The 25,293-nt window shown below is 52.3% G+C and carries 26 protein-coding genes and 3 pseudogenes; 11 read left to right on the top strand and 18 right to left on the bottom strand.

What is annotated here, in order from left to right; genetic code table 11:
* The 10 genes and pseudogenes from VBE63_RS16370 to VBE63_RS16325 all read left to right on the top strand — a co-directional run.
* The coding region (locus VBE63_RS16370; RefSeq protein WP_323684099.1) for a DUF2887 domain-containing protein at window positions 1-793 on the top strand (793 nt) is incomplete at its 5' end.
* Window positions 794-800: 7 nt separating this feature from the next.
* Window positions 801-1,451 (top strand): hypothetical protein, encoded by a 651-nt coding sequence (locus VBE63_RS16365; protein ID WP_323684098.1) that lies wholly within the window; start codon window positions 801-803, stop codon window positions 1,449-1,451.
* A gap of 49 nt (window positions 1,452-1,500) precedes the next feature.
* A pseudogene (locus tag VBE63_RS16360) lies at window positions 1,501-2,010 on the top strand (DUF29 domain-containing protein).
* A 3-nt stretch (window positions 2,011-2,013) separates the two neighbouring features.
* Window positions 2,014-4,569 carry a glycosyltransferase family A protein gene (locus tag VBE63_RS16350; RefSeq protein ID WP_323684096.1) on the top strand — a complete coding sequence of 852 codons (2,556 nt, stop codon included), beginning with the start codon at window positions 2,014-2,016 and terminating at the stop codon, window positions 4,567-4,569.
* 4 nt (window positions 4,570-4,573) lie between these two features.
* Window positions 4,574-4,675 (top strand): annotated as a pseudogene (locus VBE63_RS31445) (glucose-1-phosphate cytidylyltransferase); the annotation flags it as partial.
* Between the two features lie 79 nt (window positions 4,676-4,754).
* A complete protein-coding gene (locus VBE63_RS16345; RefSeq protein ID WP_323684095.1) occupies window positions 4,755-5,687 on the top strand; it encodes an NAD(P)-dependent oxidoreductase in 933 nt (310 codons plus the stop codon).
* 68 nt (window positions 5,688-5,755) lie between these two features.
* On the top strand, window positions 5,756-6,685 hold the full coding sequence (locus tag VBE63_RS16340; protein ID WP_323684094.1) for an FkbM family methyltransferase: 930 nt from the start codon (window positions 5,756-5,758) through the stop codon (window positions 6,683-6,685).
* Window positions 6,686-6,699: 14 nt separating this feature from the next.
* Window positions 6,700-8,463 carry a B12-binding domain-containing radical SAM protein gene (locus VBE63_RS16335; protein WP_323684093.1) on the top strand — a complete coding sequence of 588 codons (1,764 nt, stop codon included), beginning with the start codon at window positions 6,700-6,702 and terminating at the stop codon, window positions 8,461-8,463.
* Between the two features lie 41 nt (window positions 8,464-8,504).
* Complete coding sequence (locus VBE63_RS16330) at window positions 8,505-10,388, top strand: B12-binding domain-containing radical SAM protein (RefSeq protein WP_323684092.1); 1,884 nt, start codon at window positions 8,505-8,507, stop codon at window positions 10,386-10,388.
* A complete protein-coding gene (locus VBE63_RS16325) occupies window positions 10,389-11,501 on the top strand; it encodes an NAD-dependent epimerase/dehydratase family protein (RefSeq protein ID WP_323684091.1) in 1,113 nt (370 codons plus the stop codon).
* A gap of 51 nt (window positions 11,502-11,552) precedes the next feature.
* Here the strand turns inward: VBE63_RS16325 and VBE63_RS16320 are convergent, their stop codons facing one another.
* The 14 genes and pseudogenes from VBE63_RS16320 to VBE63_RS16260 form a co-directional block, all read right to left on the bottom strand.
* On the bottom strand, window positions 11,553-13,346 hold the full coding sequence (locus tag VBE63_RS16320; protein WP_323684090.1) for a thiamine pyrophosphate-binding protein: 1,794 nt from the start codon (window positions 13,344-13,346) through the stop codon (window positions 11,553-11,555).
* A gap of 11 nt (window positions 13,347-13,357) precedes the next feature.
* Window positions 13,358-14,497 (bottom strand): methyltransferase domain-containing protein, encoded by a 1,140-nt coding sequence (locus VBE63_RS16315; protein WP_323684089.1) that lies wholly within the window; start codon window positions 14,495-14,497, stop codon window positions 13,358-13,360.
* A 14-nt stretch (window positions 14,498-14,511) separates the two neighbouring features.
* The gene (locus VBE63_RS16310) at window positions 14,512-15,024 is read right to left on the bottom strand and encodes an NUDIX domain-containing protein (protein ID WP_323684088.1); all 513 of its coding nucleotides are present in this window, start codon (window positions 15,022-15,024) and stop codon (window positions 14,512-14,514) included.
* A gap of 67 nt (window positions 15,025-15,091) precedes the next feature.
* A complete protein-coding gene (locus VBE63_RS16305) occupies window positions 15,092-15,976 on the bottom strand; it encodes an NAD(P)-dependent oxidoreductase (protein ID WP_323684087.1) in 885 nt (294 codons plus the stop codon).
* 14 nt (window positions 15,977-15,990) lie between these two features.
* Complete coding sequence (locus VBE63_RS16300; protein ID WP_323684086.1) at window positions 15,991-17,127, bottom strand: radical SAM/SPASM domain-containing protein; 1,137 nt, start codon at window positions 17,125-17,127, stop codon at window positions 15,991-15,993.
* 32 nt (window positions 17,128-17,159) lie between these two features.
* Window positions 17,160-17,807 (bottom strand): HAD family hydrolase, encoded by a 648-nt coding sequence (locus tag VBE63_RS16295; RefSeq protein WP_323684085.1) that lies wholly within the window; start codon window positions 17,805-17,807, stop codon window positions 17,160-17,162.
* Entirely contained in the window at window positions 17,804-18,610 is an 807-nt protein-coding gene (locus VBE63_RS16290) for an aldolase/citrate lyase family protein (RefSeq protein ID WP_323684084.1), read from the bottom strand. The genes VBE63_RS16295 and VBE63_RS16290 overlap by 4 nt, the downstream gene beginning before the upstream one ends.
* 120 nt (window positions 18,611-18,730) lie before the next feature.
* Window positions 18,731-20,341 carry a lipopolysaccharide biosynthesis protein RfbH gene (rfbH, locus tag VBE63_RS16285; RefSeq protein ID WP_323684083.1) on the bottom strand — a complete coding sequence of 537 codons (1,611 nt, stop codon included), beginning with the start codon at window positions 20,339-20,341 and terminating at the stop codon, window positions 18,731-18,733.
* Complete coding sequence (locus tag VBE63_RS16280) at window positions 20,325-20,579, bottom strand: hypothetical protein (RefSeq protein ID WP_323684082.1); 255 nt, start codon at window positions 20,577-20,579, stop codon at window positions 20,325-20,327. Before VBE63_RS16280 ends, rfbH begins: the two co-directional genes overlap by 17 nt.
* A 37-nt stretch (window positions 20,580-20,616) precedes the next feature.
* Window positions 20,617-21,687: a CDP-glucose 4,6-dehydratase gene (gene rfbG, locus VBE63_RS16275; protein ID WP_323684081.1), complete on the bottom strand. Its 1,071-nt coding sequence runs from the start codon at window positions 21,685-21,687 to the stop codon at window positions 20,617-20,619.
* Between the two features lie 11 nt (window positions 21,688-21,698).
* Window positions 21,699-22,472 (bottom strand): glucose-1-phosphate cytidylyltransferase, encoded by a 774-nt coding sequence (gene rfbF, locus VBE63_RS16270; protein ID WP_323684080.1) that lies wholly within the window; start codon window positions 22,470-22,472, stop codon window positions 21,699-21,701.
* 84 nt (window positions 22,473-22,556) lie between these two features.
* The gene (locus tag VBE63_RS16265; RefSeq protein WP_323684079.1) at window positions 22,557-22,805 is read right to left on the bottom strand and encodes a BrnA antitoxin family protein; all 249 of its coding nucleotides are present in this window, start codon (window positions 22,803-22,805) and stop codon (window positions 22,557-22,559) included.
* Entirely contained in the window at window positions 22,789-22,974 is a 186-nt protein-coding gene (locus VBE63_RS31440) for a BrnT family toxin (protein ID WP_416274574.1), read from the bottom strand. The genes VBE63_RS16265 and VBE63_RS31440 overlap by 17 nt, the downstream gene beginning before the upstream one ends.
* A pseudogene (locus VBE63_RS16260) lies at window positions 22,938-23,659 on the bottom strand (aminotransferase class I/II-fold pyridoxal phosphate-dependent enzyme). The gene VBE63_RS31440 and the pseudogene VBE63_RS16260 overlap by 37 nt, the downstream one beginning before the upstream one ends.
* Here VBE63_RS16260 and VBE63_RS16255 point away from each other — a divergent pair.
* The gene (locus tag VBE63_RS16255) at window positions 23,540-23,842 is read left to right on the top strand and encodes a hypothetical protein (protein ID WP_323684100.1); all 303 of its coding nucleotides are present in this window, start codon (window positions 23,540-23,542) and stop codon (window positions 23,840-23,842) included. The pseudogene VBE63_RS16260 and the gene VBE63_RS16255 overlap by 120 nt on opposite strands.
* A 40-nt stretch (window positions 23,843-23,882) precedes the next feature.
* Here the strand turns inward: VBE63_RS16255 and VBE63_RS16250 are convergent, their stop codons facing one another.
* The 4 genes from VBE63_RS16250 to VBE63_RS16235 are packed head-to-tail and all read right to left on the bottom strand — an operon-like array spanning window position 23,883 to window position 25,178.
* Complete coding sequence (locus VBE63_RS16250; protein WP_323684078.1) at window positions 23,883-24,347, bottom strand: DUF29 domain-containing protein; 465 nt, start codon at window positions 24,345-24,347, stop codon at window positions 23,883-23,885.
* Between the two features lie 21 nt (window positions 24,348-24,368).
* Window positions 24,369-24,650: a hypothetical protein gene (locus VBE63_RS16245; protein ID WP_323684077.1), complete on the bottom strand. Its 282-nt coding sequence runs from the start codon at window positions 24,648-24,650 to the stop codon at window positions 24,369-24,371.
* A 36-nt stretch (window positions 24,651-24,686) separates the two neighbouring features.
* Window positions 24,687-24,914: a hypothetical protein gene (locus VBE63_RS16240; protein WP_323684076.1), complete on the bottom strand. Its 228-nt coding sequence runs from the start codon at window positions 24,912-24,914 to the stop codon at window positions 24,687-24,689.
* A gap of 12 nt (window positions 24,915-24,926) precedes the next feature.
* Entirely contained in the window at window positions 24,927-25,178 is a 252-nt protein-coding gene (locus VBE63_RS16235; RefSeq protein ID WP_323684075.1) for a glycosyltransferase, read from the bottom strand.
* Window positions 25,179-25,293: the final 115 nt, after the last annotated feature.

Below are 25,293 nucleotides of genomic sequence, written 5' to 3'. Positions count from 1 at the left end.
CGAGTTTGAGGCCATCGACGTCAAAGCCCTGGAGCGGCGCATCGACGGCGTCGTCCTCCCCGCCGACCCCAAGCAAGCGATCTGGGCGATCGAAGTGCAAGCCCAGAAAGACGACAGCATCTACCATCGCCTGCTGATCGACATGGGCCTACTCGGCGAACGCCGCCCCGCGCAACCCGTCTGTGGAATGCTGCTGTTCCTCAGCCCCGAGCACGACCCGAAGACCGAACCCTGGCACAGCGCCATCGCCCGCGATCCCGAACTCCCCATCCGCCGCGTCTACCTCATCGAGGTGCTCAAGCAGCTCAGCCAGACCCAGCCCGAGCATCCACTGCTCGCCACCTTTTTGCCGTATCTGATCGAAGACCGCGCGAGCTTGCGCGAACAAGCCCCCATCGCCTATGGTCAGATCCAACAAGCCCCGCTGTCCGACGCCGCCCGCAGCCAGTGCCTCGATGTCTTCCAATCCTGGCTCATGGCGCGCTTTCAGGACCAGACCTTAGAGGAGATCCTCGTCATGCTTGGTGAACTGACCCCGCTCGAACAGACCCGTGCCTATCGGGAGATCGTGGCGAAGAACAAGCCGATCTGGAAGCAAGAAGGGGAAGCGGAACTCATCCTGCGCCAACTGCGCCGCCGCCTCGGCACGCTGAGCAAGACGCAACAAGCGCGCGTCCAAGCGCTGCCCGTCGATCAACTCGAAGACCTCGGCGAAGCGCTGCTCGACTTCAGCGCCATCGCCGACCTTGAGACCTGGCTCGCCGCGCATCCCACACGCCAACCCAACGCCTGAGCAATCCGTGCAACCCCACTGGACCCTCAACCTCAAGAACGGCCTCAAGGTCAACGTCCCGGCTGATCTCGACAACCCGGTCACCCTGACGCTGCTGGAGGTCGAAGATTGGCCCGAGCCCGAGCACGCCTTCCTGCGCCAGCTCATCCAACCCGGCCTGCGCCTGTTGGATGCCGACACCGGCCTGGGGCTCAACGCGCTCGCCATGGCGCGGGGCCTGAACGGAGCAGGGCAGCTGATCGCCCTCAACCCCGATCCCCTGTTCGCGCGCTCGGTGGCGGACAATGGCCTGCAAGCGGTGATCCAGACGCCAACGGCACCGCACACGCCGGTCCAGCCCGCACCCGAGCAGGCCGCGGGCGACGACGCCTTCGATCTGATCCGCCTCGGCGCCGAGACCCCGCTCGATCCGCGCTGGCTGCCATCCGCCGAGGCTGAAACCGGTCCCGATCCGCTGATCATGCTCTCCAGCACCAACCCAGCGATCCCCGCCCTGCGGGCCGCTGGCCTCGACCTCTACCGGCTGATCCCGGCCCTCAACGCCCTGGTGGCCATTGCCGAAGAGGCAGACGTCGAAAAACCTGCTACGCTGTTTGCTTGTCGAGCGTCCCGCGCCGCTTGGCTGCGCGAACAAGGGCGGTTGATCCTGTCCGCCTGATGGGAACAGAACACCCTCGCAAGCCCTCTCAAAACCACAGCGCCTCATCATGCAGACCGTCCACCACGACGACACCGACTACCTGTACTGGCTTCAGACCCAGGTCAGCCACCTGCGTAGGGGTCAGCTCGAATGCCTAGATCGAGAGCAACTGATTGAGGAGCTTGAGGGGATGAGTCGTAGCGAGCGCAGGCAATTGCGCAACCGACTGATCGTGCTCATGATGCATCTGCTCAAGCTCGAACATCAGCCGGACAAGCGCTCGCGGAGCTGGTCAGTGACCATTATCACCCAGCGCAACGACATCAAACTGTTGCTCAGAGACAGTCCAAGCCTGAAATCCACCCTGCCGATCGCCCTTGTGGACACCTATCCGCGCGCGCGCAAGGAAGCGTCTGGGGGTCGTGCTCGGGGCTGAGGAACAGCCACCTATCCGCGCGCGCGCAAGGAAGCCGCGGATGAAACCGGCTTGCCGATCACCACCTTTCCGGAGACGCCGCCTTTCACCGTTGAGCAAGTGCTCGACGAAGACTACTGGCCCGAGCCTGGAAGCCACTAATCGATGTCTGCTCAACCGCTGCAACCCCACTGGACCCTCAACCTCAGCAACGGCCTCAAGGTCAACGTCCCGGCTGACCTCGACAACCCGGTCACCCTGACGCTGCTGGAGGTCGAAGACTGGCCCGAGCCCGAGCACGCCTTCCTGCGCCAGCTCATCCAACCCGGTCTGCGCCTGTTGGATGCCGACACCGGCCTGGGGCTCGACGCGCTCGCCATGGCCCAGGGCCTGAACGGAGCAGGGCAGCTGATCGCCCTCAACCCCGATCCCCTGTTTGCGCGCTCAGTGGCGGACAATGGCCTGCAAGCGGTGATCCAGACGCCAACGACACCGCACACGCCGGCCCAACCGGCACCCGAGCAGGCCGCGGGCGATGGCGCCTTCGATCTGATTCGCCTCGGCGCCGAGACCCCGCTCGATCCGCGCTGGCTGCCACCCGCCGAGGCTGAAACCGGTCCCGAGCCGCTGATCATGCTTCCCAGCACCAGCCCAGCGATCCCTGCACTGCGCGCCGCTGGCCTCGACCTCTACCGGCTGATTCCGGCCCTCAATGCCCTGGTGGCCGTGGCCGAGGAGACCGACGCCGAACAACCCGCGACCCTGTTTGCTTGTCGAGCGTCCCGCGCCGCTTGGCTGCGCGAGCAGGGGCGGTTGATCACGCTCGCCTGTGATGCACAATCCCCCATGCTACAAATGTTTACAGCAGAGCTAACTTGGATCCATGCATTTGTGCGTTACCCTTTCGCCTCTGCGCTTCTACCCACCTGGCGCGAGCATGCCGCCGAACTTCCTAACGCCTATCAAGCTGCGCTCGAAGCGGCCCTTGCGGCCTTCGATCCAGAACGTCCGCTCGACGAACGTTATCGGCACCTGATCGAGAGTCGTGATCGCCTTAGCGCATTCCCAGTCGCTAAAGACGAAAGCAGTGAACGTGATACCCAAACAGGCACGAAGATTGCTTACCAACTCCTTCGGATTCGTGTTCACCTCGCCCTTGGCGAGTGCGGCACTGCGCGGCAGCTAACCGAGAGTCTGCTGCAGTTGCTGCAAAGGGGCGATATTGGCGTGGACCATGAGGTTCAATGGCCCTTCTTGCCAGCGACTCAGTGCTTCGACTCATGTCCGGTGACCGACAACCTACAGACTTGGCTCACAGCTGTCGCCCTGGACACAGCCGCCCAGCTAAACGCTGCTAGCCGTTATAATAAGCCAGCGCAACACTTATCGCGCCTTTCACAGCGCCGTCAGCTACCCTGCGCGAGTATTGTGAGCGAACGCATGCTAGCGCTGACAGTGCTTCGTTTAGGTAAGAAGATACGCATACATCCGGATGGGCAGCTAGCGCGTAATTCTCTGAATGCTGAGATATGGTTGCGATACAGGGAACAAAATGAAATGCCGGCGCCTGTCATTCAGGAGAAAATTTCACGCGCACATCAAATTGATCGGAGTGATAGCTACAGACAAGACTGCAATATAGCCCCCTATCCAATTAGTGGGGAGTCGGAGTTGCTAAGCCGGGGAGCATTAAGGAATGACGTTCTGGTTGATATTATAATTCCATGCTTTAACGAAGAAAAGCATATTTCGTTGACGCTTGATTCAATAAAAAAGCAGACTTTTAAGTCGTACAAAATATATATCATCGATAACTGCTCCTCAGACAAGACGATTGATGTTATTAAACGCCATCCGCTTTACGAAAATATTACCCTCTATCGTAATCCACTAAACATCGGCTCGGTACGGAGTACAAGGTACGCACTGCATTTGGGTGAGTCTCGCTTAACAGCTTATGTCAGTGCAAATGACATTTGGTATCCGGATTATTTAGCTGAATGCGTTGCGTTACACAAACAATCCCCAGGTGCAGCGCTGACTTATGCTATTCCTGATCTCTATGTAAATAATGCTTTAGCAAAACGTTTTGACGCTTGCGATTTCTTCGATACAGGTGGAATGGAGATATCGCAAGCATTCTTGACGGTATGGGCTCGTTATTTTAATTCTGCCCCTCTTTGGGGAGTTTACAAGACAGAGGTAATTAAAAAGCTGCATTCGCCTTTTTATCGAGGTGGAGACCATGTTTTTGTTGCGGCTGCGGCCTTGAAAGGCTATATCAGACTTGTGCCTAAAAATCTTTTCCAAAGAAACGTAAGCGGCGGGGAAATTTATAAAGGTCGAACGTTAATGGAGTCTTACTTGAATTTTAATTCCTTTGAAAGTCTTAGGGCATTTGTTGGCTGGCATCTATTTCCTTACTATTCAATGCTAGCCTGTTGCCATCAGGTGATTATTGAGGAACTAATCAGTCCTGAGATAAAGGATGACCTAATCACTCGCGTGACTCAGATTCATATAAAACGGTTTGCTAAACAATTAGACGAGGAGCAGAAGCGTTATTTTAGGTTGTCTCCAAAGCGACTTGCTAAATTGACTGTTACAGAGCAATTGATTTACTCGCAGATCAGATGTTTCTTTGAGTTTGTGACATCTATTTCGACTGGTGGCGGGATGCAGCCAGTGCGCACTATAAATCGAACCAAACGTAGGAGATAATTACATGATTGCGTTTATTTTGGCAGATGTTTTAAGAACAAGGATTTCGGAGGAAACTCACCTCAAGCCAAAGCCCATGATTGAGGTAGGCGGCCATCCATCGCTTTAGCACATCATGAAGCTCTATTTTTTCTGACACAGCTTTGCTGAGATTCAACTTCAAATAGCATCTGATTGGAGAGGCCATGAATATTTTTTTATCAGGCGGTGATGGTTTTATCGGGCGTAATCTTGTAGAAAGGTTTCAGGAAGATGGCTACCACATTTTGTATCCAACCGCCCAAGAACTCGATCTCACTAAACAAGCTGAGGTTGATGACTTTTTTTTTGAAAACAAAATTGACCTGATCATTCATTCGGCGACTACCTTGCGAAATGGTTCCGATTATCCAGGTGATGTCTGCGAATTAAATTTAAAAATGTTTTATCATTTGGCAAAGGCTAAAAATTCTGAGACCAGGCTAATTAACATTGGTAGTGGCTCAGAGTATTCAAGACCATTCTGGCACAAAAAAATGTCGGAGACATTTTTTGGCCAGCACATGCCGGTGGATGGGCATAGTGTCGCTAAATATGTCATCTCGAAATATATTGAAGACCGAAAAATCGACGATATGGTGACATTGCGTCTGTTTGGAATTTTTGGAAAGCACGAAGACTATCGATATAAGTTTATTTCGAATGCTATCACAAAAAATCTTCTCGGTATGCCGATCATAATCAATCAAAATGCTTCTTATGATTACATCTATATTGATGATTTCTACAAAATTCTTAAATGCTTTATTGCTGAGATACCAAGTCATCGCGCATACAACATAACTCCAACGGAATCTGTGGATTTGCTATCAATCGCCCATATGATTAACAAGATCGGGGGGAGGCAAAGTGAGATTAAAGTACTAAATGAAGGACTAGGCGCTAGTTATTCAGGAGACAATAGCCGTCTGCTGAGTGAATGGCCAGGCATTCATTTCATGAGTCTGAGCGAAAGCATTGAGAATCTGTATGCGTTTTATGCAGATCGAGTCGATACACTGGATGCTGATGCGCTTATAGAGGATAAATATCTTGATTACGCTAAGAAAATCCGAAAAGACTATTTGAGTAGACAGTAATCATTAAGCAAAATAAGTGCATTTATTGCGAATTGGGCGTGCAAGAGAGCTAAAAGGCAGACTGATTTATGACCCTAAATGAATTATATCAAGAGTACCGGGATGGGAAACTGGAAAAGCATCGTTATATCGAGATGATGCACGAAAAGCATAGGCTACTATTTGAATATTTTGATTATATTCAAGATGCTGATGTAGACTCGATCACTATAACAAGGAATGGCATTGTGCTAAAAACGCATGATTTCGGAATCAGCATGATGATCGATCAGTTCGATTCTCGTTTTATCCCGATTGAGTTGATGAACTTTAAATCATTTGACCCAGTAGAGCGAGAGCTTATTTTCGAGTGTGCTAAGCATTCGAAGACCATTTTCGACATTGGTGCGAATATTGGTTGGTATACGCTGAACTTCTGCCGCCTGCATAATGTCGACAGTGTGTATTCATTCGAGCCGATCCCGCGAACTTATGAATACTTACGGCGTCATATTGATATGAACCTTTGCACAAAGGCAATACTAAACAATTTTGCGCTTTCTGATAGCAACGGCAGTGTCGAGTTTTTCTGGAACGCCAAGGAAACTGGCAGTTCATCAATGATGAATATTCAGGATCGGGATGATTGTCAACGAATCCTATGCCCCACGCGGACAGTAGATTCTTTTTGTGAGGAGCATGGTATCCAAGTGGATATGATTAAGTGCGATGTAGAAGGTGCCGAGTTGCTTGTATTTTGTGGTTCACAAAATATACTAGAACGAGATAAGCCTTTTGTATTCACCGAGATGCTGCGCAAGTGGTCGGCGAAGTTTGGCTACCACCCGAACGACATTATCAGACTCTTCGTAAGCTTTAGGTACCGCTGCTTTGCTGTCGATGATGGTGTTTGGACTGAGTTTGCTGCAATTTCTGATAAAACGTCGCCTACAAATTTCTTTTTTTTCCACGATGTAAAGCATGCTGACATCATTCAACTCTTGGATAACTCGAATTAAAGGTGAGAAGATCAATGAGCAAAATAAAGAAGCGTATTATTTTTCTAGTTCCTATGCATATCAGTTGGGACAATTTTTCACTTCCAGGGTATGTTGATTCGGCAATAAAAACAAAAGATGGCAAATTCATAAACCCACCACGGACAGACCTACCATTGGGCCCATTGTCAATCTCTTCTTATTTAAAAAAATATATTGAAATTGATGTTAAGTTGATTGATTTTAATGCGGAAGTTAACGCGTTGGAAAAAATGCCTTTTAATAGTTTTTTTGAAATTTGCAATCATTATTTAGAAAAAAATCGAAATTATAAGCCGTACATTGTTGGTGTTTCTTCTCTTTTCAGCCCTTCCTTTGAGAATTTTATGGATTGTGGAAAGCTTGCAAGGATAATTTGGCCGAATGCTGTTATTGTTGGGGGAGGGCATATTCCGAGCAATAGTTATAAGTATATTTATGATAATCTGGATTGCGTTGACTATGATGCTTTATGCTTCGGGGAAGGGGAGAAGCCTATGTTAGGTCTGCTAAATGCAGAAAATCCCTATGAGTATATTGAGAATAATCCAGCATGGATCACGCGCAGCAAGGTTAAAAATAAAAAAGATTTCTTACCACAGCATGACTTTATCACTGATCTTGATGAAATACCATTTTATGATTATGATTTATGCGATTTGAATAAACACGATTGCAATATTCTTGCATCTACTTACAGTTCTGAAAAGAAACGTGGGTTTCATGTGATGACATCCAGAGGGTGTCCATTCCATTGTACATTTTGTGCATCACATCGTATTCATGGGAGATCAATGCGCTATCATTCTTTGAATAGAATTGAGAATGATTTTGCAAGGTTGGTTTCGAATTATGATGCGGATACGATCATCTTCCAAGACGATCATTTGATGGCTAGCAAAGATCGCGTTTACAAGATATTAGAGATTGTAAAAAAATATGGTCTAGAATCAATTTATCAAAATGGGCTTACACTTTACTCGCTTGACCGCCCAATGCTAGAAGCGTTCAGAAGTGTCGGTGTTCGTCACCTTGTTTTACCTGTCGAAAGTGGGAGCGAAAGAGTTTTAAGAGAATGTATGAAGAAGCCACTAAAAATGGAGATATCAGAACGTGTTGCTCGGGATTGTCGAGATTTGGGAATTTATACTAATACAAACATTCTTCTTGGAATGCCAGGCGAAACTATTTTGGATCTTGAGGTTGGTCGACAAAATTTAAAACGGATTCAAACTAATTGGTTTAACATTGTCTCTGCTAGTCCGTTAGTTGGTAGCGAGATGCATGAGATATCAGTGAGAAAAGGTTATATAGCAGAAAATCAATTTGGTTCAGACTATAAATATTCAGTCTTGAGTACTGAGGAATTTAATGCTGAATTTTTGCAAGAATACAAATACTTCTTGAATTTAGATTTAAATTTCGCAAATAACACAGATATGCGGCTAAAAGAATATGAACTGGCGAAGCGTGGATTTCTAAATGTATTAAGTATACGAGAAGATCACGCATTTGCTCATTATGCACTAGCATGTTGTTACGAGAAGACAAACGATTTTACCTTATCCAAGAAACACTATGTCCAATACTTGAAAAATATTAGAGAAGATTTTTGGAATAGATGGGCTTGGGTTTTTGGTTTGAAAGATGTTGATGCGGGAAATTGGTCTATTGATGATTTTGAAAATCTGGAGTGCATTTTTAAATCTGGTAAAATACGCAGCGAAGCATTTTTTGGTCATGGATTAGATTTCGCATAGCTGTTATTCTGTATCATATATAACATTATCAACATAAAGCTATGAATATTCTGAACGATATGAACTGCGACTGTGCAAATGAAACTGCTAATGGAGTGCAAAAAATAATTCATAACAGAGCGGTGGAGCCTGTTTTTCTTTTAGTAATGCCTAGAATTGTGAATTATGTTGGCGAAGGGTATGTCTTTTCAATTGGTTTACCCTATGTGTCTGCTAGCCTTAAAGCATCCGGCTATTCAGTTGTTACGATTAACTTAAACCATCATGAAGGAAAAGAAAGTGACGTGTTGAAGGATTTAATAGCGAAGCATCATATCAATATTGTGGCGACTGGTGGATTATCACCTCAATATCATATCGTAAAAAATATAATTAAAGAAACTAAGAGTATCGATCCAAATATTATTACAGTTGTAGGGGGCGGTATCATATCCGCTGATCCTATCGTGGCGATGACGGCTTTGGAATATGCTGACTATGGCATTAAAGATGATGGCGAGATTACTATACGCGAATTTGCTAAAGCCATTAGGAATGGCGAGCCGTTAAATGATATTGCAGGCATGGTGTTACCCGTTGATGGATCATTTAGGGTTTTTTCATCGCGAGAAACAGAGAAAGACCAGGATTCAATACCTTGGGCTGATTACGAAGGGTTTGATCTTGATCTTTATCTTGAACTGCCTTCACCATCATCCTCTGGACTAAATGCGAGTCGTATCGTCCACATGTTAATGGGGCGTTCATGTCCCTATAAGTGTACCTTTTGTTTTCGTTCCGCTTACCAAAAGTATGTGCGTCGCTCGTTTGATAACTTCTTTTCACAATTGGATTATTTGATTGAAAAATACCAGATCGATCATGTCACATTCGCAGATGAACTGTTTTTGCCAAAACAGCAGGACTTGAAAGAATTTTGTGAGCGAATGATGAGTTATGATGTGACATGGGATGCTGATTTTTCTATTTCTTGTGTTAAAGAAGAATTGCTTCCATTAATGAAAAAAAGTGGACTCACACTGATGGCATTCGGTTTAGAGAGTGCGGATGACTCAGTGTTAAAAAGTATGAACAAGAAGTTTTCCGTAAAAAAGATGGAAGAAGTGCTGAAAATGGTTCATGAGCACCAAATTCCTTTTTTTGGAGCCTTTATTTTCGGAGATGTCGGAGAAACGTTTGCCACGGCTAATCGAACTCTGCAATGGTGGCGTGATCACCCACAGTATTTGATTCATTTGACATTTATTAAAACGTATCCTGGTACGGCTGTTTATCATTATGCTTGCGATCAAGGAATTATCAAGGATAAAATAAAATACTTAGAAGCTGGTTGTCCGCAAGTCAATGTTTCAAGCATGAGCGATCATGAATTTGCAATGCTTGCTCGCGGTGTCGCTGACGCAATCGATTCGTCTATTGACCTAGATAGTGTTGAATTGGTTAGTCTTAATAAAGAAAATGGAATTATGGCAATGAAGGGGGTTTGTCCAATATGCTCACACACTAATCACTGGAATGATGTAAAACTATTTTCGATAAACTACTTAGCTTGTGATCATTGTACTCAGAAATTTCATATCCCGTTGTTACCTGCTATTCGCCGGAGCATTGAGGATAACATGTCTGCATTGCTGAAAGGTGGCGCTAAAGTGGCAGTATGGGGGATGACGTTGTCAGCCATGGAGCTATTCAAAGTTAATGGGGTTTTTCACGAGTCGAATGTCTATCCGATTGATATCTCGTTAAGCAAACAAAATATGGACTTATATGGGAAACGCGTATATGGACCTTCAGTTATCAACGAGCTACAGATATCTACTGTTGTGATTGCTGTCCCGTTTTATGTTTCACAAATTAGCCATCAAATCACTGAAAATCATCCTTGCGTCACCAATGTCATCGACATATGTGAATTAGTGAGTTGATTGATCGACGTTAAGCAAAAAAGCTCTGCAGCACATTATGCGATAAGTTGTGTAATAAAAATGGCTACTAGAAATAAAATAATTGCATCGGATTTAGATTATATCGTTAAGCAATCTTTACCTTGGGAAACTTTTCAAGGCAAGACAGTTTTGATATCAGGGGCGTCAGGATTTCTTCCATCTTATATGGTTGAAACTTTTATCTACCTTAACGAAATATATAATCTCGATATTGCGATTATCGGTTTAGTTCGGGATTTTGAAAAAGCCAAGCGTCGATTTGCGCATGCACATAGCTTGTCATGCTTAACTTTAATTCGGCAAGATATTTGTCAGCCGATTCATATTGATAAAAAAATTGATTTTATTATTCACGCAGCCAGTCATGCCACGCCAAAGGTGTTTGAAGTGGACCCGGTTGGTACGATATTACCGAATGTGATTGGCACAAATAATTTACTTGAGCTTGGGAAAAGAAATCTGATTGATTTGTTTTTTTACTTTAGTACGACTGGGGTTCATGGTTTTGTTAAAGAATCGGACTACCCAATAAAAGAGAACTGTTATGGATCACTTGACCCGATGAAGCTATCATCGTGCTATCTGGAAAGCAAAAAAATGGGCGAAAACCTAGCGGTTGCCTGGTGGCATCAGCATGGGGTTCCTATTAAAGTAGTACGACCAGCAATTACCTATGGACCAGGTCTGAATTTGCATAATGGTCGCTCATTTGAAGATTTTGTGTCTTGTATTGTTAACCGAAAAGATATCGAATTGTACAGTGATGGCTCTGCAATAAGGAATTACTGTTACATTGCCGACGCTGTTTTTGGTTTTTTTACGGTTTTTTTAAAAGGAAAAATTGGGGAAGCTTATAGCGTCGCGACGGATCATGAAATAAGCATCAAGGATTTAGCATACTATTTAGTTGATGATGTATTTGCTGAGCGAAAATTAAAAGTTGTTATGAAAAAAAAGCCTGAAAAAAACTATATGAGAATCAATTACCCAAGGACGACAGTAGATATCACCAAGATAAAATCACTTGGTTGGGATTTAAAGTTTTCCCTTAGAGAAGGTTTTATAAAAACGGTTGAAAGCATAGAGCTATAGATGTGTGATTATGGGCTGATAGCAGATGGCCTGCCCCGATGGCCAATGCGCTTATTCGATCCGATTAGACATCAGTTCTTCATTACTTAGATGAGGCGCCATGTCTTCAAGTGATGGCGAAAGCATAGTGCCGTTGGCTAACTGACGAGAAGCTAACTTAGGTTCGAACACGTGCGTGTGGTCAAGCACGATCTCACAGAGTGTGGGACCTTGCTGTTGCAGGGTAGCTTTGATCGCTGCAACCATGTCGCCGTAGTTGTTAACTCGCTGATAGGGCAGATTAAAACCAGCACAAAGGCGTTCAAAGTTGGGTAAGCTTACACCGGACTCAGGCCCTGTGCCGATCTCGCGGCCGCCGAAAAAGTGAGTATGGGTTTGCCGAATCGAGACGTAGCCGCCATTATTCAGCAAGAAGATTTTGATCGGCAGGTTTGCACCGACGATGGTCGTGAGTTCTTGCAGATTCATCATAATGCTGCCATCGCCTGCCAGGCAAATCACCCTTTTGCCGTGATTGCCTAGGCAAGCGCCGATAGCGGCTGGGAGATCATAGCCCATAGCTGCACAGCCGGAGTTGCTCCATAGACGCTGGCCTGGCTTGAGGTAGGCTGCTTGAAAGCCAACAACGCAGGCCGAGCCGTTGGCGGCAACAACGATTTCATCCTCGGGCAGCGCGTGAAAGAGTGTGTTCATGAAGCAATAGGGGTTGATTCGCTCGCCATTGCATTGTTCAGGACTGACTACTGGGTAACGGGCTTTGCGCGCTTGGCACCATGCGAGCCAAGATCGGTGGCTGTCGGCTGGGGAGCCTGAATGCCTATCGGCTAGCAGGGGCAGCAGCATCTTGAGGTCTGCAACCACGGGCATGTCAGGCTGCACGGTCGGTTTCTGTAATTCTAGTGGATCGATATCGACCCATATCTTGTAGGCCTTGCGGGCAAAGGACTCCCAGTTGTAACTGATCTGGCGAATATTGAGACGGCTACCAAGGACGAGGAGGAGATCCGCGCTCTGGACAGCAAAGTTACCGGCGCGATCGCCTACAGTGCCAGGGCGACCGATGTAATAGGGGTGATCAGTCCAAAGGGTGTCGTGGGCATTCCAAGCCGTTACGACCGGGATACCCAGACGCTCGACCAGTTGCAGAAATTCATTGTGGGCGCCACTGAGTCGGATACCACTGCCGGCGAGTAGGAGAGGGCGCTTCGCTGTCATCACTCGCGCCAGAATGTCGTCGGCAACCACTTCCAAGGCGGTGGATGCAGTCGTCGGCGTCAGTTCTTCCGGATCGAAACCGATAAGGCGATCCAGTTCAACGCGGGCGGCTTGGATGTCGATGGGAATGTCGATCCACACTGGCCCCGGACGTCCGCTGACGGCGAGGTGGTAGGCTTTCTCCAGGTGGTAACGGATGCTTTGCGGATCGGTGACCATGACGCAGTATTTGGTGATTGGCTCAACCAAACGCTGGATGTCAATTTCCTGGTCGCCTAACTGACGCAGGGGCAGACCGCTGCTACGCACCGTTGTCGGATACTTCACCTGTCCTGAGATCACCAGCACGGCAAGCGAGTCAGTCCAGGCACCGTAGACGCCAGTGATGGTATTGGTGCCTCCAGGACCTGAGGTGACGTTCACCACGGCGGGGCGATTGGTTAGCCGATAGTACGACTCGGCAGCCATTGCTGAGGCTTGCTCATGATGATTGAACAGGCAGTGCAGCGACGGGTGATTGCCTAGCGACTGATTCAAGTGCATAGCACCACCACCCGTGATCATGAAGACTTGGTGTATCCCCAGTTCGACGACCTTTTGTGCAACGTAATCTGAAAGCTTCATGGTCATTGTACCTGTACTCACGCTTTCACTTGAACCAGTCGGTTGTCGTGTAGTTTGTAGATATCAAAGGGCCGCCCAAGGCCTCGGATGGTTTTGATTACCTCGCCGGGATACAGGCCAGGAACCATAACGATCACTGTGTCGATGTTGGATTCTGCTAGGGTGGTTGGCGCGACGATTCGACTGTGCATCACTGGGCTAAACTTGCCCTGCTTGAAGTCTGCAGAATCCACGATAAACTCAATGTCGCCGAGTTGGGCCATGGCAAGCAGCGCTAGGGTGCGGTGGCCAGCCCCCCAGACAGCGACCTTGCCACCGGCGGCGCGGCGTTCAGCTACGAATGCGCTTAGCGAAAGGGCCAGCCTATTCACCTCGTCGGCACCCGTTATCGGTTGCAAGACTCGTTTGCGCAGGATCAGGGCAATGTCGTTCTCGTCGTTGATCAGTTGCGATTCGAGAACTTCGAAGCCGTTGCACTCGAATGCCCGACGGAAGGTTTCCTCTGTGAAATAGACTAGATGGTCGGCTACGAATTCATAGAGGGTGTTAGTCTTCAGAAGATAGCTGACATTCGGCGCGGTGATGTAGCCAACCGCACCCTCACGGGTGATGCGGCGAAGCGCTTGGATGAAAGCGCGGGTGTCGGGCTGGTGCTCAATGTAGTTGAGGGAAACGAAGGCGTCGAACCGCCCGTTAAAGCTTGCATCAAGCTCGGTCAGGTAACCCTGGACAAGCGGGCGGCCCTGCTCAGCGGCGAAGGCCACGGAGTCGGCTGAGTACTCGAGCCCAACCGCGTCGAGGCCAGCTTCAACCATGATTTCAACCACGCTACCCTTGCCGCTGCCAATTTCGATGGCGGGCTTGCCGTATAGGCAGAAGCGCTCGACCAAGGCACCGAATTCGCGCAGTCGGGCTGCCCGCGCGTCGGCTGAGTAGGATGCGGCGGTGATGACTTCGCGGTAATAGGGAACGGGGTGGCTGGATAGCTGGAGCAGTCCGCAATTGAGGCAACCGTGGATTTCCAGATTAATGCCTTGATCGCTGGCGAACTCGTTTGGTTCAGGGTAGTGCTGTGCCGCCTTTGGGAACGGCGCCATTGTAAGCAGAGGGGGGGTATCGATCATCCCGTGGCAGAGGCGGCAGTCATTCTGGCTCATCGTCCTGGATTCCTTTATTGGCCTGAGATCGCTTGATCGATATGGGGCCGGTAGATTTCTTGTAAGGTGAGCAGATCGTCGGGACAGCGGTTGTGCCAGGCAAGGTAACCCGGCACCGTTGGCGCTCGGCCGCCATTGTCGATTCTGTAGTTGGACGAAATTTCGCAGCGGTAGAGCAATGAGATAAAGTGAGCACGGTCTCGCTTCGGCGGATCAGCAAAAATCTGATTGACAGCAATGGGGCCTGGCGCGCAACTCACAGGTGAGCCAATTTCCTGCAACGCCACCGCGTGAATGCGCTGGTTGATGGTTTCACGGTATCGGATGATACCTCCGGGAAGATGCCAGCCGATGCCGGCGTGCTTGTCGTCGCGCCAAGCGAGCAGGATTCCACGCTGTGGATCAGTGACCAATAGGTCAACATTGATCATCGGCGTGGTGCGGCTGATGTAGTAGAAAATAGGTTCTGGAAGCCCGCGACCAGGATCGCTGACGGCTTTTTCAAGGACGGTGATCGCTTTCAGCATCTCGTTTGCTATCAACGCAATAGCCTCGGTTGTGCCGGTGCTGGAGTGGTGCTGGAGTTGTACCCGGCTAGGCGGATCTCGCCGCCTCGCGCAGCTGGCGGCAGTAGTCGGAGATCTCTACGTTGTCGCTGTACCAAGCATAGAGTTCGCGAATGGATTCCAACATATCGGTAAATGTAAAGGGGCCAAATTCGTCCAGAAATCGCGTATTGTCGCCAGAGTATTCGGGTTTCTCCCCCGATTCGCGCACGCTCAAGCCGATATGGGGGTTCCCATGCACAGAGCGCACCATCTCCGCGAGTTTTAGCAGTTCGTGGGGCTGACTTGTGCAGATGTTGTAGCTTCGATGAAGAGGCTCACGAGCGATGAAACTTTCCAGTATGCGCATCAGGTCATTCACATATAGGAAGTCAAAACGCATGTTCTGGGACAGGGAAATATCGAATCCGCATAGCACTCGGCAGATGTTGTTGGAGATGAAGCGTCGCCTATAGTCCTCATGGCGACCGTAGATGCCGAAACCACGCAAATTTACCGCGCGCTTGCCGGAGCGCTCAATGTCGCTAGCGGCAGCAAACTTCGACAGGCCATAGGTATCTGCAGGAATATGTGTGCGGAAAAAGGACTCCTTCATCATGGGGTGATAATGCCGCATGTCGTACTCGGCACCTGAGCCAATGGTGATCAGCTTGCCATAATCGCCAGAGCAGCGGTCAATGTTGAAGTACATCCGCAGATTTTCATCTAGCGCCTGGATGTTGACTGCGCTATGCACGACGACATCGGGGCGGTGAATGGCCATGTAAGCGCTGACATCTCCAGCATCCAACAAGTTAAGTTCGTGCCGGCGGGGTGCCAGAACGTCGTAGTCGTCTAGGGGGGTAAAGTGGGCAAGGATGTTGCGTCCTATAAAGCCGTTTCCGCCGAGTACCAACAGTTTGATCTTGCTCATGTCTAAGGTTTCTATTATGTAATGGATCCGCTCTCGTCGGATCGTCTGCTCGGCTCCTGGATCCAGCAGTTAGATCCGCTGCGCTCGCCCTCGGTTGCGCCAAGCACCCGCAGTACCTGTTCCTTATGGGGGTCGAGATCCTCGTCAACGCAAACCATAGGTGCCGAGCAGTGATTACAGAAATTGATCCTGTCACGCTCCCCTCGCGCCATGGCTATGCGCAATTGTCGCAGCGGCTCGCCATTCCAAATCTCCACAGCACTTGTGCATCGAACGTCGCCGATATTGACTTTTTTCGGCCAGTCAAGAGTGCAGGGGCTGGTGATGCCGTCCCAGTTGAAGTGAAGGTACATGAAGACAAAGGGGCAGATTTCCTTATAGCCTTTGATCTTCTGGTCGTACATGCCGGTTTCAGCAAGCGTGTTCTGTTTGTCAAGCTGGGTTTCGGCCCACTGGGGCACAACTTTCTCGACATAAATCTCGTCGCACTTGTCGCCGAAGGTATCGAAGAAGGACTGCCGCTCCTCGTCGCTGAGAACGAAGATACGTTTGTCCTCCGAATCGAGTGGACTAGTCTGATCCGCTATCTTGATGTAGATTCGGCAATGGCCGCGCACACGATAGAGATGTGCGATATTGGCTATCATTGCGTCCATGTCTACCTTAGCTCCAGCCACTTGCCGATAGCGTTCGCTGGACAGTCCCTCAAGGGAAATGTTGATCCGGTCGATGCCTGCCTCGGCGAGCGCCGAGTTGAGGCCCGGCTCCAGCTTTGAGCCGTTGGTGAAAAGTTCCACGATGTCCGCCACGCCACTTTGCTTAACATAGGCGATCATGGCGGGCAAGTCAGCGTGCAGTGTGGGTTCGCCGTGGTTTCCGATTTTGACTTTTTTGAGCCGTTGGGGAAATTCACGCAAGTCATCGACAATCTTTTTAAACAATGCAAAAGGCATCAGTCCGCGCTTCAGCTGTGCTTCCTTCATCGCCTTGCTGTCGGCCTGGAAGCAGAAGCTACACTTGAAATTGCAGACACTACAAATATCAATATGTGCTGAAAAAGGCGTGTCGAGCGGCAACCGATCCTCAAGGGGTACCTTGGGGGCCGAGTAAATACGGGGCTGAACAATTGCGGAGATCTTTTTTTCACTCATGATGCTTGCTTGCTTGCTTGCTTGGTTGTGTGTCAACTCAGCACAATCGGAATGAGCTGTTCAAGTCGTGTGATCGTGGCGTCGGTACGGCTAACATCGACGCCATCATCATAGCCTGCTGCAAAAAAAATGAACGGAATGCCGCTGGCTAAAGCTGTCTGTTGATCGACGCAACTGTCACCAATTAGCGCGGCATTTTCCGCAGTGATGCCCATTTGCGCTAGAGCGTATTCAACGGGTTGGCGATCAGGCTTTGCACGCAGCTTAGGATTAGCAGCTACTACGGTGTCGAACAAGTGGGCAATACCGGTATCCTCTAAAACCCGCTGACATAAGAAATCCGGTTTGTTTGTACATATACCGCAGGCGATACCATTGTGCTTTAGTGACACTAGAGTTTCGACCACGCCATCATAAAGGGAATCGGCTGGCGTCCGTATCTCTCGATAGCGCTCGCGGAATTCCTGAATCAGCGGCGCCAGTTGGTGCGCGCTACAAGCATGACCCACCAGAGCGGCAGCGCCATGGCTGACGAACCGGCGGTAAGCCTGCTCAGGTAGCGCCACAAGGTTGCGATCAGCGCGCATCGAATTAAGAATCTGCGCGGTCTCCCTCGCACTGTCGACGAGAGTCCCGTCGAGATCGAACAACAGGCCGTTGATGGCACCGGTCAGGTTCATAGATCTCTCGCGTTCAGAACTTTCCAGCGAGACTCCAGCATTTCTATGCGCCGGTCGTCCTCGATCTCAATGTGCTTGTAGTAATCGCGTTTGTTGAGCAGCCAGAGTAGTTCAAAACGAACAGCATTCAATAATCCTTCCTGAATGCACGTTTCTTTGACTATATCCGCATTGAAGATGATCTTGCGGGTCTCGAATCGGTCCAGATGGATCGCTTGCAGTTGCTGCATTATTGGTAAAGACTCGATCGAAACACCACCGCCAACAACATATTCGAGATCATGTTCCTGGCACGCTTGTGCGACAATCATGCAGTCTTTGGTGATTACAGGCGAGTTGATCACTTCCCGCGAGAATCCATGAGAAAGTGTATAGTCAACCCGACCAAAGACGACGCCATCGACCCCGCGCGGTTGAGATGCCTTTGCCATCAGATGTTCGAGTTGAGAAAATGAATACTGAGTTTCAAGGTTGAACAGGAATCTAGTATCCGCGCGCTCATCCCCATTGTATACCTTATTGATGGCATCAATGAACTTGGTGAGTGCATAAGGCGTTTCAATCATTGGTGCGATAATATAATCAACGCCGAGTTGTTTGGCCTCCAGGAGATCGCGGATTGCTTCGCAGCCGCCGATTTTTAAGCCGATTTTGACGTCAGCTCGACGTGCTATGTCTAGCAGCCGGAGTAACTCTTCCATGCGGGTCCCCTCAGCCTCGAATTCGGCTTTTACCCCGATGTAGCCAAACTTCTCTCGTCCTTTCTTAAGAAGGTCGAGCATTTCTCGTTCGCGGTAATTCATTTTTGAGCAGTATTTTTGGCAGATGTTAAGAGCGTTTTTGGCAGCCCTTTTAAGGTGACGAAATTCGTCCGACTGCAAGCCACTGAACTTATATTTTTTTGGCTCATGAGCCTACAGTTTTTACGGATCAGCAGCCGATAAATAAATAGCGATGCAAGCGGCGGTGTGTTCAAGCATCCCATTGCTCAGCCCAGGGAAAAGCCCGATCCAAAAGGTATCCCTCATTATCCGACCTGTATTTACAAGATCACCCACCATACGATAGGCGTGCCCTTCAAAGTAAGGCTGGCAAGTAAGGTTACCGCCAAACAAAAGTCGCGTGCCTATCTTGCACTGATCAAGATGTCTTAAGAGTTCAACGCGCGCTATCCCTCTTTCTGGCCTCAGCGTTACAGGAAAACCAAACCAGGACGGATCACTGTTTAGCGTTAACTCAGGCAGTATCAAATGCTCCTCACAGTTCCGCAATTGCTCTTTAAGAGAGATAAAATTGGCTTTACGCCGGGCAATGAAGTCCGGCAACTTGTCGAGCTGCGCCAGGCCGCAGGCGGCCTGCATGTCGGTGATCTTGAGATTGTAGCCGGCGTGCGAGTAAGTGTATTTGTGGTCGTAGCCGGCGGGCAGGCTGCCAAGCTGCCAGTCGAAGCGCTTTTTGCAGGTATTGTCCTTGCCGGGGGCGCAGAAGCAGTCGCGACCCCAGTCGCGGAAGGATTCGGCGATGATCTTGAGCTGGGCGTTGTTGGTGAAGACGGCGCCGCCTTCGCCCATGGTGATGTGATGGGCGGGGTAGAAGCTCAGGGTGGCGATGTCGCCGAAGGTGCCAACCAGCTGGCCCCTATAGGTGGAGCCGAGGGCGTCGCAGCAGTCCTCCACCAGCCAGAGGCCGTGGGCTCGGCAGGCGGCGGTGACGGCATCAAGGTTGAAGGGGTTGCCCAGGGTGTGGGCGAGCATGATGGCCTTGGTGCGCGGGCCGATGGCTTCTTCCAGGTGGGTGACGTCGATGTTGTAGGTGCCCAGCTCGACATCGAGAAACACCGGAACGGCGCCGACTTGCAGGATGGGGTTGACGGTGGTCGGGAAGCCGGCGGCGACGGTGATGACTTCATCGCCCGGGCGGATGGCGCGCTCCCCGAGCTTGGGGCTGGTGAGGGCGCTGAGGGCGATCAGGTTGGCCGAGGAGCCGGAGTTGACAGTGATGAGGTGCTTGACGCCGAGAAATTCCGCCAGGCGCTGCTCGAAGGCGTCGTTGAAGCGCCCGGTGGTGAGCCAGCCGTCGAGGGCGGCTTCGACCATGTTGTGCAGCTCGGCGCCGTCGATGACTTTGCCGGCGGCGGGGATGGGGGTTTGGCCGGGTTGAAAGTGCGTCGGGGCAAAGGCGTGGTGAGCGAATTGGCTGACACGATGGGCCGTGGCCTTGCGCAGCAATTCGTCGCATTTCGCGGCGTTGAGCCGCGCAACTTTGCGACATTGGCGGTGGTGGATGGTAATGACTTTATCGACGCGGGCGACGCTGTCGCATTTGAGGTGCCCTTCGGCAAGGTCGCTGCTGGAGATGGGAACGGCGTTGGTATCGAAGCTATAGTTGTCGACCTCGGAGGTGACGTAGGCAACTTGCAGGTCGCCCGATGATCTTTCCTCGGCCATGGCCAGGACGACGCCCGGTCGGACTTTGCTGCCCCTGCGGTTGGTGTAGGGGAAGTCCAACAGGACGAGATCACCGAGCTTTAACATCGAAGACCTCTTCCCAGTCCACGTCCTGATCGTCCTGGTCGGAAAAAAAGCTGGCCATGCCGATTGCGCGAAATTCTTCTTCCGAAGGGGTGGGCATGGCGTGAAGCTGTCCGGCCGGCGGCCCAAGATGACCTTCTTGGTCAAGCACGACGATCAACAGCTCCGTCTGATCGGCGGCTTGCAGCGGGGCTAGTAGCTGAATCTGGTTGTTTTGGTAGATGGCTTTGACGGTGTGCATGGCGATTCAGGTGGTTGCAAAGCGATGCCGCAGCGGATCACGGCGCGTCGGCGAGGAAGGCGGCGATGTCTTCATCGCAGAGTTGGGCGGCCTCGGCGCCGGTGCTGAGACGATGATACCAGCTGAGGGTGCGGTCGATGCTTTGCGCGAGCGTCCAGCGCGGGGCGATGCCGAGCCGGGCGCGGGCCTGGGCGATTTCAAGCGTTAGGCAGCCGGCCTCGTGCGGGCCTTCGGTGCCGTCGCCCCAGTGGACCTCGCCACGGCCATAGGCGGCGCGGGCGCGCTCGATGACCTGGCGCACAGTCGCGGCCTCCTGTGGCAGGGGGCCGAAGTTGTAGGCGTCAGCCAGGCTGGTTGTGTGCCAGAGCTGTTCGGCGAGCTTGAGATAGGCCGCCAGGGGTTCGAGTACATGCTGCCAGGGGCGAATGTCTCCGGGGCGGCGGATGTGCAGCGGCTGCTGCTGGCTCCAGGCGCGCACCGCGTCGGGGATGAGGCGGTCTTGCGACCAGTCGCCGCCGCCGATGACATTGCCGGCGCGGGCGGAGGCGACGGCGATGCCTTGCGCGTGCAGAAAGGCGTCGCGGTAGCTGGCGAGGATGATCTCGGCGGCGGCCTTGCTGGCGCTGTAGGGGTCGTGACCGCCGAGGGGGTCGGTTTCGCGATAGGGGTAGGGCTGCTCGGTGTTGCGGTAGACTTTGTCGGTGGTGATGACCACCACCACGCGCGCGCTGGGGCAGGCGCGCAGGGCGTCGAGCAGATGCGCGGTGCCGAGCACATTGGTGGCGATGGTGCCGAGCGGATCGCGATAGCTGGCGCGCACCAGTGGCTGGGCGGCGAGGTGGAAGACGATCTCTGGGGCGGCCTGTTGCACAGCCTGGGCGAGCGCCGGGGCTTCGCGCAGATCCAGCAGCTGGCTGGCGGTGCGCGTGCCGAGCTGGAGTAGATCGAAGAGATTGGGGGCGGTGGCCGGGGGCAGGGCGATGCCGGTGACCTGGGCGCCGAGCCGGTCGAGCCAGTACGCGAGCCAACTGCCTTTGAAGCCGGTGTGGCCGGTGAGCAGGATGCGCTTGTCGGGCCAGAAGGCGGGGTCTGGGTTGGAGGTGGGCATGATGGGCGGGCTCAGCTCCAGCACTTCCAGGGGGCTTGGCCGCTGTCCCAAAGGGTTTCGAGATGGACCTTGTCGCGCAGGGTGTCCATGGGCTGCCAGAATCCGCGATGGATGAAGCTCATGAGCTGACCTTGGGCGGCGAGTCGGGTCAGCGGGGTCGTTTCCCAGGCGGTACGATCGTTTTCGATCAACTCAAGACAGGCTGGGGAGAGGACGAAGAAGCCGCCGTTGATCAAGCCGCCATCGCCACGCGGTTTTTCCATGAACCCGGTGACCGTTTGGCCGCTGCATTGCAGGGCGCCATAGCGCCCGGGCGGGCTGACGGCGGTGACGGTGGCGAGCTTGCCGTGGCGGTGATGAAAGGCGAGTAGTGCGCTGATGTCGACATCACTCAGGCCGTCGCCATAGGTGAAGCAGAAGGCGGGTTCGTCTTCGATATACTCGCGCACGCGCAACAGCCGCCCGCCGGTCTGAGTGTCTTCGCCGGTGTCGATGAGGGTCACCCGCCAGGGCTCGGCATGGCGCTCGTGGACTTCCATCTGGTTGGTGGCCATGCAGAAGGTCACGTCCGACATGTGCAAGAAGTAGTTGGCGAAGTATTCCTTGACGATGTAGCCCTTGTAGCCGCAGCAGATGATGAAGTCATCCACCCCATGAGCGGAGTAGAGCTTCATGATATGCCACAGTAGCGGCCGGCCACCGATGCCGATCATCGGCTTCGGCTTGAGGTGGGTTTCCTCCGAGATGCGGGTACCAAGCCCGCCGGCGAGGATGACGGCTTTCATACGGTGGCACCCCGGTCGCTGAGCTTGAAGGTGCGGAGCAGGAGTGTGTTGAGATCGGGTATCAGTTTGGTTTCCATGGCTGGTTCAGGCCGCTTGGAGCATTTCGCGGAGTACCTGGCGCAGTTTGGCCTCTGTCAGCGGCGTGCAGTCCGATAACAGGCTGGCGCGCAGAAGCTCGTTGAGCAACGTCTGGTAGCCCCGGCCCTCGGTAGCCGCTCGCTCACGCAGGGCAGCCAGGATGTCATCGTCTAGCTGGAGCGTGATCTGTGTTTTGCCGTCGCTGTTGACAACAGCCCCCTGCTGACCTTGTGAGAAATCATCGTGTTCGCGCATGGTTGGCTTGCCGTTCGTCGTGCAGTCGTTCTTGCCGTTGTGCGGTGCGCGCAGAGATTAACCGCAGTTCGTGCACACCTCGGTCATGGTACGCCACAATCAATACCCGTCCACGGTGGTCCTGTCCGATGGTTACGAACCGTTCCTCGTCGTGATCGACATCCTCGATGGTGATCGCATAAGGATCGTAGAAAACACCAAGATCGGGAAGTAGGCATGGTTGGCGATGCGTTGACCGGCATTGGGCACGCAGGCTAAGCCGGGGATGTTGTCGATGGCCTCGCGGTAGTGGGCGGCGATCTCGGCACGGCGGGCGAGGGCGCGGTCGATGTGCAGCTTGCTCTTGGCGTCCGGGCAGATGATGGCGCCGCCCTCGCAGGTGTTGAAGAGCTTGGTGGCATGGAAGCTGAGCACCGAGAGGTCGCCATGACGCAGGATGCTGCCGCCTTGATCCTGTACGCCGAAAGTATGCGCGGCATCGTAGATGACCCTGAGGTTGTCGTTGTCGGCGAGGGTCTGGATGGCCTCGACGTCGCAGGGATTCCCGTACACATGCACCGGCAGGATGGCGGTGGTGCGCGGGGTGATGGCGGCCTCGATGCGGTTGGGATCGAGGTTGAACGTGACCGGGTCGATATCGACGAACACCGGCTGAATCTCGTTCCAGAGCAGGGTATGCGCGGTGGCGACGAAGGAGAAGGGGTGGTGATGACCTCGCCGGTGATGCGCAGCGCTTGCAGCGCGGTGAGCAGCGCCAAGGTGCCGTTGGCGAACAGCGCCAGATGCTCGACACCCAGATACTCGGCCAGTGCTTGCTCGAATTGCTGGTGGAAGGGGCCGCTGTTGGTGAGGATCTTGTTGTCCCAGATCTGCTCCAGGTAGGGGATAAACTCCTCGAGCGGGGGCAGGTGGGGTTGGGTGACGTAGATAGTTTTGTTGGAACTCATCGTAAAGAGCGTCTTGGTGTTCAGTCCCTGGGAGATGTGATGTTTAGCAGGCAAGTGACTGTTTACGGCGGCGGATGCTGTTCAGCCTAAGTCTTGGCTGCTGTCCTTGAACGCTTCATGCCAAGTTGTGTTATCGGCTGTTGCCGGGTGTTCTTGAATGGTCTGGAAGAAAGTCAGCCTTGAGCACTTCGTCGACGGAATAGGGGCATGCGAAAGGAAACTGATCTTGATCGATGCCTGTCTCATTTTCAGCCTTGAGCTTAGCTTTTTGATAGGCCGTTTCAAGTTTCTCGCTCAAATAAGGCTTCAAGCTTGGGCTGTCCGCGAGCAACTCCTTTATATCGATCCGCTGCGTCGTGATGGTATTACGCCAGCTGCGGGTGCGCTTTGGAACTTGGTATTGCCATTTCAATAAATGCATCAACAGGAGACTGAGTCGATTCACCAGCTCGCGTTTCTCGCTCTTTGCCATGGCTTCTAACTCTTCGGCAAGGTGGTCGATATCGAGCTGATCCCATTGTTGATGGCGCATAAAGTTGGCGTTCTCCAACAGCCAGCCATGAAAATCTTGCTCGTAAGCGGTTAAGTCAGACATGGTTGTGTCTTCCGTCGCGCGTTAAATGGATGGGTGTTGCTGCGCATCATGGCGCTTGAGCATTTCGTTGTGGCGCTTGTCGGCTCGCTCAAAGCGCTTTTCGACCTGCTCGAAGTGCTGATCCATCCGCTCGAAGCCTTCGCGCATCAGCTCGCGTTGGTGTTTGAGTGCCTCCTCCACCCGCACCATGCGCTCACGCAGTTCGATCTCGTAGACCGCAGGCGGCTTGCCCAGCGATTGCTCGGCCAGCCATTCGCCGAGGTGGGTCTTGATGAACTCGATGTCTTCTTGAGCAAGTGCCATGGTGTCCTCTGCGATCACAGCGGCTAAGATGTCAGCCTAGGTCAAGGTCATGACGCTGGCAAGGGCTGTCCGCTGCTGCTCAGTGCCAGCGCGGCGCTCCTCCAACCCCGGCTGCTCGCTGATCTCGAGGCAGGTCGTCCAAGCCGCTTCTACCATCGGCAGGATGCTCTGCTCCGCGTTTTGCGGATGCGCCAGCGCCGACTCCCTCCGCCGGCTCCGCGCACAGCGCCCGCAGCTGAGCGTGCCCGCTGACCAGGCGCTCATCGGCATCCAGGATCAGGTTCCAGCGCGCGTTGGAGAGGCCAAGGCGGCATTGCGCGCGGCGGCAACGTCATCGCACCAAGCAAAGTGATGCACCTGCGCCCCACAGCCCTCAGCGATCGCCACCGTCGCATCGCGCGAGCCGGTATCCAGCACGATCATCGTCTCGACCACCGCCGCCGCGCTCTGCAGGCAGGCGGCGATGGAGGCGGCTTCATCGCGGGCGATGACGACGAGCGCTAGCAGCCTGTCGGACTTTGCGACCACCGCCCGCGTGCCGACTTGGGAGACTGTCGTGCTCCTTCAGGAAAAACGCCGATGCCCAACTTCCGCTCCATCGATCGCGACCGCCCATTAGCGTTGCCCCTGTCGTTACAAGACC

This window comes from Lamprobacter sp., assembly GCF_034860625.1.
GTDB lineage: Bacteria > Pseudomonadota > Gammaproteobacteria > Chromatiales > Chromatiaceae > Lamprobacter.
Note: the sequence above shows the minus strand (reverse complement) of the source record. Positions and strands in the feature narration are given on the sequence as shown.

What these genes read in the sequence shown, in the direction of transcription:
- VBE63_RS16350 (WP_323684096.1), top strand. Translation starts at nt 2,014, where the DNA reads ATGTCTGCTCAACCGCTGCAACCCCACTGGACCCTCAACCTCAGCAAC.
- VBE63_RS16345 (WP_323684095.1), top strand. Translation starts at nt 4,755, where the DNA reads ATGAATATTTTTTTATCAGGCGGTGATGGTTTTATCGGGCGTAATCTT.
- VBE63_RS16340 (WP_323684094.1), top strand. Translation starts at nt 5,756, where the DNA reads ATGACCCTAAATGAATTATATCAAGAGTACCGGGATGGGAAACTGGAA.
- VBE63_RS16335 (WP_323684093.1), top strand. Translation starts at nt 6,700, where the DNA reads ATGAGCAAAATAAAGAAGCGTATTATTTTTCTAGTTCCTATGCATATC.
- VBE63_RS16330 (WP_323684092.1), top strand. Translation starts at nt 8,505, where the DNA reads ATGAATATTCTGAACGATATGAACTGCGACTGTGCAAATGAAACTGCT.
- VBE63_RS16320 (WP_323684090.1), bottom strand. Translation starts at nt 13,346, where the DNA reads ATGACCATGAAGCTTTCAGATTACGTTGCACAAAAGGTCGTCGAACTG.
- VBE63_RS16315 (WP_323684089.1), bottom strand. Translation starts at nt 14,497, where the DNA reads ATGAGCCAGAATGACTGCCGCCTCTGCCACGGGATGATCGATACCCCC.
- VBE63_RS16310 (WP_323684088.1), bottom strand. Translation starts at nt 15,024, where the DNA reads ATGCTGAAAGCGATCACCGTCCTTGAAAAAGCCGTCAGCGATCCTGGT.
- VBE63_RS16305 (WP_323684087.1), bottom strand. Translation starts at nt 15,976, where the DNA reads ATGAGCAAGATCAAACTGTTGGTACTCGGCGGAAACGGCTTTATAGGA.
- VBE63_RS16300 (WP_323684086.1), bottom strand. Translation starts at nt 17,127, where the DNA reads ATGAGTGAAAAAAAGATCTCCGCAATTGTTCAGCCCCGTATTTACTCG.
- VBE63_RS16295 (WP_323684085.1), bottom strand. Translation starts at nt 17,807, where the DNA reads ATGAACCTGACCGGTGCCATCAACGGCCTGTTGTTCGATCTCGACGGG.
- VBE63_RS16290 (WP_323684084.1), bottom strand. Translation starts at nt 18,610, where the DNA reads ATGAATTACCGCGAACGAGAAATGCTCGACCTTCTTAAGAAAGGACGA.
- rfbH (WP_323684083.1), bottom strand. Translation starts at nt 20,341, where the DNA reads ATGTTAAAGCTCGGTGATCTCGTCCTGTTGGACTTCCCCTACACCAAC.
- VBE63_RS16280 (WP_323684082.1), bottom strand. Translation starts at nt 20,579, where the DNA reads ATGCACACCGTCAAAGCCATCTACCAAAACAACCAGATTCAGCTACTA.
- rfbG (WP_323684081.1), bottom strand. Translation starts at nt 21,687, where the DNA reads ATGCCCACCTCCAACCCAGACCCCGCCTTCTGGCCCGACAAGCGCATC.
- rfbF (WP_323684080.1), bottom strand. Translation starts at nt 22,472, where the DNA reads ATGAAAGCCGTCATCCTCGCCGGCGGGCTTGGTACCCGCATCTCGGAG.
- VBE63_RS16265 (WP_323684079.1), bottom strand. Translation starts at nt 22,805, where the DNA reads ATGCGCGAACACGATGATTTCTCACAAGGTCAGCAGGGGGCTGTTGTC.
- VBE63_RS16250 (WP_323684078.1), bottom strand. Translation starts at nt 24,347, where the DNA reads ATGTCTGACTTAACCGCTTACGAGCAAGATTTTCATGGCTGGCTGTTG.
- VBE63_RS16245 (WP_323684077.1), bottom strand. Translation starts at nt 24,650, where the DNA reads ATGGCACTTGCTCAAGAAGACATCGAGTTCATCAAGACCCACCTCGGC.
- VBE63_RS16240 (WP_323684076.1), bottom strand. Translation starts at nt 24,914, where the DNA reads ATGAGCGCCTGGTCAGCGGGCACGCTCAGCTGCGGGCGCTGTGCGCGG.